Below are 7696 nucleotides of genomic sequence, written 5' to 3'. Positions count from 1 at the left end.
TCAATGTAAATAAACGTAGTAAATATGCGAGTTGTAGAGTTCTGCAACGAGCTAGTTATAAATAGTATAGGAGGACTGATAAATATGCATTATGATAAAATATTTATAAATGGAGAATGGGTGTCCCCAAGTTCTTCAGAAAAAATTGAAGTAGAAAATCCTGCTGATAAAAATATAGTAGGAGTTGTACCAGCTTGTAATGAAGAAGATGTAAATAAAGCAGTTGCAGCTGCCAAGGAAGCTTTAAAAACTTGGCAATTTACTCCACTTAAAAAGAGATTAGAACTAATGGAAAAATTATTAAAAGAGTTGAGAAGTAAAGTTGACTATATGGCAGATATAATAGTCAAGGAACTTGGAGCGCCAAGACATTTTGCTAAAAACACTCATGTAATTCCTTATTTGGATGATATGGAAAACTTTATAAAGGTAATGGCTAGCTATCCATTAAAAGAATTAAATGATGATTTTACTATAGTAAAAGAACCAGTTGGAGTAGTTGCAGCACTTACCCCTTGGAACTTCCCATTTGGTCAAATAACAAAAAAACTTGCACCAGCCCTTCTTACTGGATGTACTATGGTTTTAAAACCAAGTCAAAATACACCTTTAGTTAGTTACTTTTTAGCTGAAGCTGTAGAAAAAGTTGGTTTCCCAAAAGGAGTATTTAACCTTCTACCAGGAAAAGGCGCAGATGTTGGAGATCCTTTAGCAAAGCATCCTGATGTTGACCTAGTAACATTTACAGGATCAACAGGTGGAGGTAAAGAAATCTCACGTCTTGCATCGGATGATATAAAAAGAATTACCTTGGAACTAGGAGGTAAATCTCCTGCTGTTGTGTTAAAAGGAGCAGATTTAGATTTAGCTGTCTCTACTGTTTTAGATAAAATGTACCTAAATACAGGACAATCCTGTAGTGCATTTAGTAGAATAATAGTTCCTATAGAAATAAAACATAAAATAGAAGAAATTATAATAGAAAAAACAAAAAATTATAAATTTGGTCATCCAGATGATCCAGATACTCTAGTAGGACCCCTTGCTTCTAAAAAACAATTTGATAAGGTTAAATACTTTATAGAAAAAGGACCAGAAGAAGGTGCTAGAATGCTACTTGGTCAGGTACCTGTGGAGTCTGAAGGTTACTTTGTAAAACCTGTAGTATTTACCAATGTAAATAACCAGATGAAAATAGCTAGAGAAGAAATATTTGGGCCAGTTTTATCTATTATTTCTTACCAAACAGTTGAGGAAGCTATTGAAATTGCTAACGATACAAAGTTTGGATTATCTTCTGCTGTATTTGGACCAGTTGATGATGTATTAGATGTAGCTAACAGACTAAAGGCTGGAAATGTAATAATAAACCACGGATCTACTACATTTAAAGCACCTTTTGGAGGATTTAAACATTCTGGGAAAGGACGTGAAGGTGGAAAATACGGTATAGAAGAATTCTTAGAAATAAAAACTTTATTTATGTAATATATAAAAACCTTGCCTTCAGGCAAGGTTTTATATTGTTTTTATATATTATTTAAATAAAAAATAGAAGCTAGAACCATAGTTCTTGTACAAAGTTTTATATAATCTTCGTCCACAAAAAACTTTGAGCTGTGTCCTGGTGCTCTATTCCCGGTTCCTACCATATAATAAAGTGTAGGAATCTTTTGAGAAAAAAATCCAAAATCTTCTGCTGCCATTATAGGCTTTGAATCTTTCATTATAAGTTTCTTTGGATCTTCTATATTAAAACCTTCGTATATCTCAGTAGAATTTCTTCCAAATATATCTGCTATCTTTTTACTTATATCTTCATCATTATAAACTGAAGGATAACCTTCATTAAAATGAAATTCACAATCCCCTCCAAAAGAATGGGCTATTCCTTTTGATAGCTTTTCTATTTTTTTAATGATTGTTTGTCTAGCTTGATAATCTAATGATCTTATCATACCTTTTAACTCTACCCTATCAGCTGTAATATTTGTAGCAGTACCTCCCTTTATTTTACCTATAGAAAAAGTTGCCCTATGAAGTGGGCTTATACTTTTACTCATAATAGAGTTTAATGCTACTATTATATGTCCTGCTATATTTATAGCATCTATACCTTCTTGTGGTTTTCTAGTATGTGCTTTTTTCCCTTTTACAACTAGTTTAAAGCCATCTGAGTAAGCTGTTATATTTCCATGATTTATCAGTATTTTACCTTGTTTTATTGGCATTATATGAAGTGCAAGGGATAGGTCTACCTCAGGGTTTTCTAACACACCAAGTTCTATCATATCTTTAGCTCCTCCACCTCTTTCTTCAGCAGGCTGAAATAAAAACTTTACCCTTCCATTTATTTCTTCTTTTAACTCACTTAAAACTTTAGCTACTATAAGAAGATTGGCAGTATGAACATCATGACCACAAGCATGCATAACTCCCTCATTTTTAGACTTGAAGGTTAAATCTGTTTCTTCATCTATTGGTAAGGCATCCATATCTGCACGTAAAAGCAGTGTTTTCCCTTCTCCTTTACACTTTAAAATTCCTAGTATACCGGTTTCTCCTATACGTTTTGTCTTTATCCCTAAATTTAAAAGATAGTTTTCTACAAGTTTACTTGTCTCATATTCCTTATTAGAAAGTTCTGGGTTTTTATGTATCTTTCGTCTTAGTTCAATTGTTTCATCTTCATATTTATCACATTTATCTATTATTTTTTCTATTATAGCCATTTTAATCACCTAAACTTATCATACCCTTTTAACATGAAATTTAAGAATCATATTTAAATTTGTACCTCTTAAATACCATAAAAAACACCTCCAAGTAGTTAGTCTATTTTAAATTAATTAGATTAACTATCTTGAAGGTATCATATCATTGAAATTCTTTTTTAATCTACTTTATAATATTATAATACTAAAGCACCTATAGTTCCCATTATAATAAGTGGTATATTATAATGTAAGAATGTAGGAACTACTGTGTCCCAAATGTGGTCATGTTGACCATCAACATTTAGTCCTGAGGTAGGCCCAAGCGTACTATCTGATGCTGGTGAACCTGCGTCTCCTAGTGCTCCTGCTGTACCTAGTAGACACATAGTCGCTGGTATAGAAAATCCAAGTTGCATAGCAAGCGGAACAAATATAGTAGCAAGTACTGGTATAGTACCAAATGAAGTACCTATTCCAAGAGTTATTATAAGTCCTATTATAAGCATCATAAAGGCTCCTAGTACCTTGCTTCCTCCTATTATATTTACACTTCCATTTACTAACTCTTCAACTCCACCAGTAGCTCTAATTACATCTCCAAAGCCTGAAGCTACAAGCATTACAAATGCTATAAAGCCCATAATCTTAATACCACCATCTACAACTTCATTCATCTCTTTAAATTTAAATGATCCAAAAGGAATCATAGTAAGAACTCCTGCAAGTGCTGCTAATGGAAGAGACTTATACTTCAACTGTATAGCAAAAGCTATAACTGCTCCTACTAGTGCACCAAAATGTTTAATTGTAAATGTATCATCGTGTTCTTCATCTATTACTACCATTTTATCTTCATAATCTCTTGGTTTTCTATAAGATATAAATACTGCTATAAGTAAACCTATAACCATTCCAGCAGCTGGCATAAGCATTGCCTTCCATACCATAGATACTTCAGCCGCAGGCATACCATTTGCTACTACGTTTTCTGTTACTATCTTATGGAACTGAAGACCAAATCCTACTGGTAATGCTAAATATGGAGCCTTAAGTCCAAAAGTAAGAGCACAAGCTACAGCCCTTCTATCTATCTTAAGTTTATTCATAACTCCTATTAGTGGTGGAATAAGTATCGGTATGAAAGCTATATGAACTGGTATTAAGTTTTGAGATAGAGAAGCTATACCAGCTATAATTAATACAAACATTACTCTTGTATCTTTTATAACCTTTCCAATTTTTCTAGCTAATATATCAGCTGCCCCAGTCTTACCTATTGCAAAAGCTAGAGCTCCAAGTAATACATAGGACAGAGCTGTTTCTGCAGCGCCTCCCATTCCTTCTATCATAATTGTTGCTGATTCAAGAATTCCCATTCCTGATAGGAGTCCTCCTGAAAGTGCTGCAATAATAAGTGCAAACATAACATTAATTCCTGCTAAACTAAGCACTGCCATAATTATAACTGATAATAATACTGGATTTGTAAGCATTTTATACACCCCTTTTATTTTTATTCTTATAAATTTATAATATCTTTAGATCCCATTAGCCTCCTTTCTAAATGTATTTTAATTATAAAAAAATCCCATCATCTAGCATAAAAATACTAGAGGACGGGATATTAATCACGTGGTTCCACCTCATTTTAATGACACCTTACGGCAGCCAAACTCAACAGGTACATATATTATTATACCTTTGCACTGTAACGGGTGCGAGTTTCCGAATAGACTACTTCCCTTAGGTTTCGCCAACTAGCTCAAAGATGTGTTCAAAATATAGTATTTATGCAATTTCACCATATATGCACTCTCTACAAAATACTTCTAAATCTACTATTTCTTATCATCGCTTTAGTAAATTAACTTGATTGTATGTTAGCTTACCATAGTAGTTTAGAATTGTAAAGTGTTTATTATAATATTTCTCCAATTTCCTTTTCTACTTCTTTTACTATAGTTTCTGCTTCTATCATTTCTTCTACCTTATCTATATCTACATGCATTATTCTATCCTTCTTTACCATATCTATATTTTCTCTTACTATGTCATAACCAATAGTTGATCCCTTACCAAGACCTTTGTTCCCTCTTAAATCTATTGCTTGACAAGCACAAAGTATTTCCATAGCTATTACTTTTCTTACATTTCTTAATATATCTCTTGCATGTCTTGAAGCTATAGTTCCCATTGAAACATGGTCTTCTTGATTTGCAGAAGATGGTATTGAATCAACGCTTGCAGGATGAGCTAATGTTTTGTTTTCAGATACTAGTGCTGCAGCTGCATATTGAACTATCATAAATCCAGAATTAATTCCACCTTCTTCAACTAAAAATGCTGGTAAACCTTCACTAAGTGCTGGATTTACAAGTCTTTCCAATCTTCTTTCAGATATATTTGCAAGTTCAGACATTCCTATCTTTAAGAAGTCAAATGCTACTGCCATTGGCTGACCATGGAAGTTTCCACCTGATATAACATCTTCTTCTTTTACAAATATAAGAGGATTGTCAGTAGCTGCATTCATTTCAATTTCTACCTTTTCTTTTATATATTTAAAACAGTCTTTACTAGCTCCATGAACTTGTGGTGTACATCTTAATGCATAAGCGTCTTGTACTCTTAAATCACCTTGTCTAGTTGTCATCTTACTTCCATCTAATATATTGAGTAAGTTTTTAGCTGTATCTATCTGACCCTTTTGTCCACGCGCTTCATGAACTCTAGAATCATAAGCATCAACTATACCATTTAAAGCTTCATTTGTAAGACTAGCTGAAATGTCTGAAAGTTTACTTATATTTATAGCATCATAAAGTGTATGAGCACCAACTGATGTCATAACCTGTGTTCCATTAATTAAAGCTAAACCTTCTTTTGAAGTAAGGCTTATAATTTCTATACCAGCCTTTTTCATAGCTTGGGCTGATTCTAGTCTCTCACCTTTATATATTGCCTCTCCTTCTCCAATCATAGTTAAAACCATATGGGCAAGAGGTGCTAAATCTCCACTAGCTCCAAGAGATCCTTGTTCTGGAATAATAGGATGAACTCCTTCATTTAACATAGCCATAAGAGTTTCCATAGTAGAAAGTCTTATACCAGAATATCCTGTAGATAAAGCATTTATTCTAAGAAGCATAATACCTCTTGCAACATCTTCATCAAATACTTTCCCTACTCCACATGAGTGACTCATAATAAGGTTTCTTTGAAGCTTTTCAGTATCTTCTTTTGAAATTACTACATCACTAAATTTTCCAAAGCCTGTATTTATACCATAAGTTACTTTTTCTTCCGCTACAATTTTTTCTACTAAGTCCCTTGCTTTGTTTATTTTCTTTTTGGCATCTTCAGATATTTCTACCTTTTGCTTGCCTCTAGTTACTTGTATAAAATTTTCTAAATTCAAACTTTTACCATCAATTACGATATTTCCCATTTTAATATTCCTCCTTGAGTTTTTAAAAGCTATATCTTATTATAAACAACTTTGTAGCATATTATTTTGATATCGTTTTCTTATCAAAATTATTTTATTTATCAATATGATTTAGTAGGCTTTTAATGTATTACGGTATCACAATAAAGTGCAAAAAACAGCTCTTAGTATTTATAACTATGAGCTGTTCCAATTTTATTTTTAATTTTATTTATTTTTTTAATGTTTTTATTAAACATAATTACCCCTACTTTATAAGTTTTTTCTTCCTTATATTTCATATTAATATAATAATATCATAATTTATTTTATAATACAAGCAAAGATGCTCATTATTGGAAATTTTCTAATTATTTTCTTTAGTATAAAAGGTCTTGTTAGAAAGTTTTCTAACAAGACCTTTTTTCTTACATATATATTTGTTCCATTTTGAAATCATCATCTAATTTTATATAAAATTGGAGTAATTCCTGAAGTGCATAAATTGGTACAGGTCCTACTAATTCTGAACTTGCTATATTTATATTATATCTATTAAGTTCAGATTTTACGGTTTCATATACTCTGTGAATAGGTGTTTCTTCATAGTTTACAAGATTCATTGATATCTGAACTTGCTCTTTATCTGGTATATCAAGTGCTATGGCTCTTACATTTTTGTATCCACCTTTTGCTCCTCTTATAGCTTTAACAACTTTTTTAGCTGAAGCTATATCTCTTGTATCCAGATTTATATTAAATGCAAGAAGTGCAAATCTTGAACCAGTAACTGTTGCACCACTCTTAGGATTAAATTCTTTTGGACCTTCATCAGGCATTAAGTCTTTCCCTTTAAATCTCTCTTCTAATCCTTCATATTGACCTTTTCTTATCTTAACTAAAGATTTTCTCGTTTTATCTTCTTGTGCATCTTCATAAAGATAAACTGGTACTCCAAGACCACCTAAAAACTTAGCATATTCTTTAGATATCTCTACTGCTTCTTCCTGACTTACATCTTTTACAGGTATAAAAGGAACTACGTCTATTGCTCCCATTCTAGGATGACTTCCTTTGTGCTCCCTCATATCAATTAATTCTATAGCCTTTTCACTAAGCCTTTTAGTTCCTTCAAGTACTGCTTCAGGGGATCCTTTATATGTGAAAACTGATCTGTTATGATCCTTATCTGAGTTTAAATCTACTAGCTCAAGATCTCCTTCTTTCATAAGTTCTTCTTTTATACTTTTCACCTTATCTAAGTCTGTACCTTCACTAATATTTACTTCTGCAAGTAAAACTTTCATTTTTTACAAATCCTCCTCTTATTATTTGATTATTTCAATGTTATAAATATATTATAGTACTATAATATATTTTTATCAACAATATTATAGTTTACAATCTTAGTTATACCCAATATAACATCTTTCTTAAACATATTAACAGTTAAATCTTATTTATAGTGCTATTTGATTTTATTTTTGAATGGAGTATATTTGTATCTCCTTTACTTGTTAAATTTATATTTAAATCTTTACTATCTACTGAT

The 7696-nt window shown here is 31.8% G+C and carries 5 protein-coding genes and 1 other annotated feature; of the genes, 1 reads left to right on the top strand and 4 read right to left on the bottom strand.

The features are described from left to right. Nucleotides 1–84 precede the first annotated feature (84 nt). A complete protein-coding gene (locus ACTHW2_RS08570; RefSeq protein ID WP_442263530.1) occupies nucleotides 85–1488 on the top strand; it encodes an aldehyde dehydrogenase family protein in 1404 nt (467 codons plus the stop codon). A gap of 41 nt (nucleotides 1489–1529) precedes the next feature. Here ACTHW2_RS08570 and ACTHW2_RS08565 read toward each other — a convergent pair whose 3' ends face one another. From ACTHW2_RS08565 to ftcD, 4 genes are all read right to left on the bottom strand, one after another. Continuing rightward, the gene (locus ACTHW2_RS08565; RefSeq protein ID WP_442263529.1) at nucleotides 1530–2732 is read right to left on the bottom strand and encodes a M20 metallopeptidase family protein; all 1203 of its coding nucleotides are present in this window, start codon (nucleotides 2730–2732) and stop codon (nucleotides 1530–1532) included. 179 nt (nucleotides 2733–2911) lie between these two features. Beyond that, complete coding sequence (locus ACTHW2_RS08560; protein ID WP_442263528.1) at nucleotides 2912–4210, bottom strand: Na+/H+ antiporter family protein; 1299 nt, start codon at nucleotides 4208–4210, stop codon at nucleotides 2912–2914. A gap of 116 nt (nucleotides 4211–4326) precedes the next feature. Beyond that, nucleotides 4327–4578 (bottom strand) — a binding site (T-box leader). Nucleotides 4579–4635: 57 nt separating this feature from the next. Beyond that, nucleotides 4636–6165 carry a histidine ammonia-lyase gene (gene hutH, locus ACTHW2_RS08555; RefSeq protein WP_442263527.1) on the bottom strand — a complete coding sequence of 510 codons (1530 nt, stop codon included), beginning with the start codon at nucleotides 6163–6165 and terminating at the stop codon, nucleotides 4636–4638. A gap of 407 nt (nucleotides 6166–6572) precedes the next feature. Then, nucleotides 6573–7451, bottom strand: coding sequence for a glutamate formimidoyltransferase (gene ftcD, locus ACTHW2_RS08550; protein WP_442263526.1), 879 nt, complete (start codon nucleotides 7449–7451; stop codon nucleotides 6573–6575). Nucleotides 7452–7696 lie beyond the last annotated feature (245 nt).

Origin of the sequence: Tissierella sp. (assembly GCF_052089545.1) — a bacterium.
Classification (GTDB): domain Bacteria; phylum Bacillota; class Clostridia; order Tissierellales; family Tissierellaceae; genus Tissierella_A.
The sequence above is the reverse complement of the archived record's forward strand: the minus strand, read 5'-3'. Positions and strand labels throughout refer to the sequence as shown.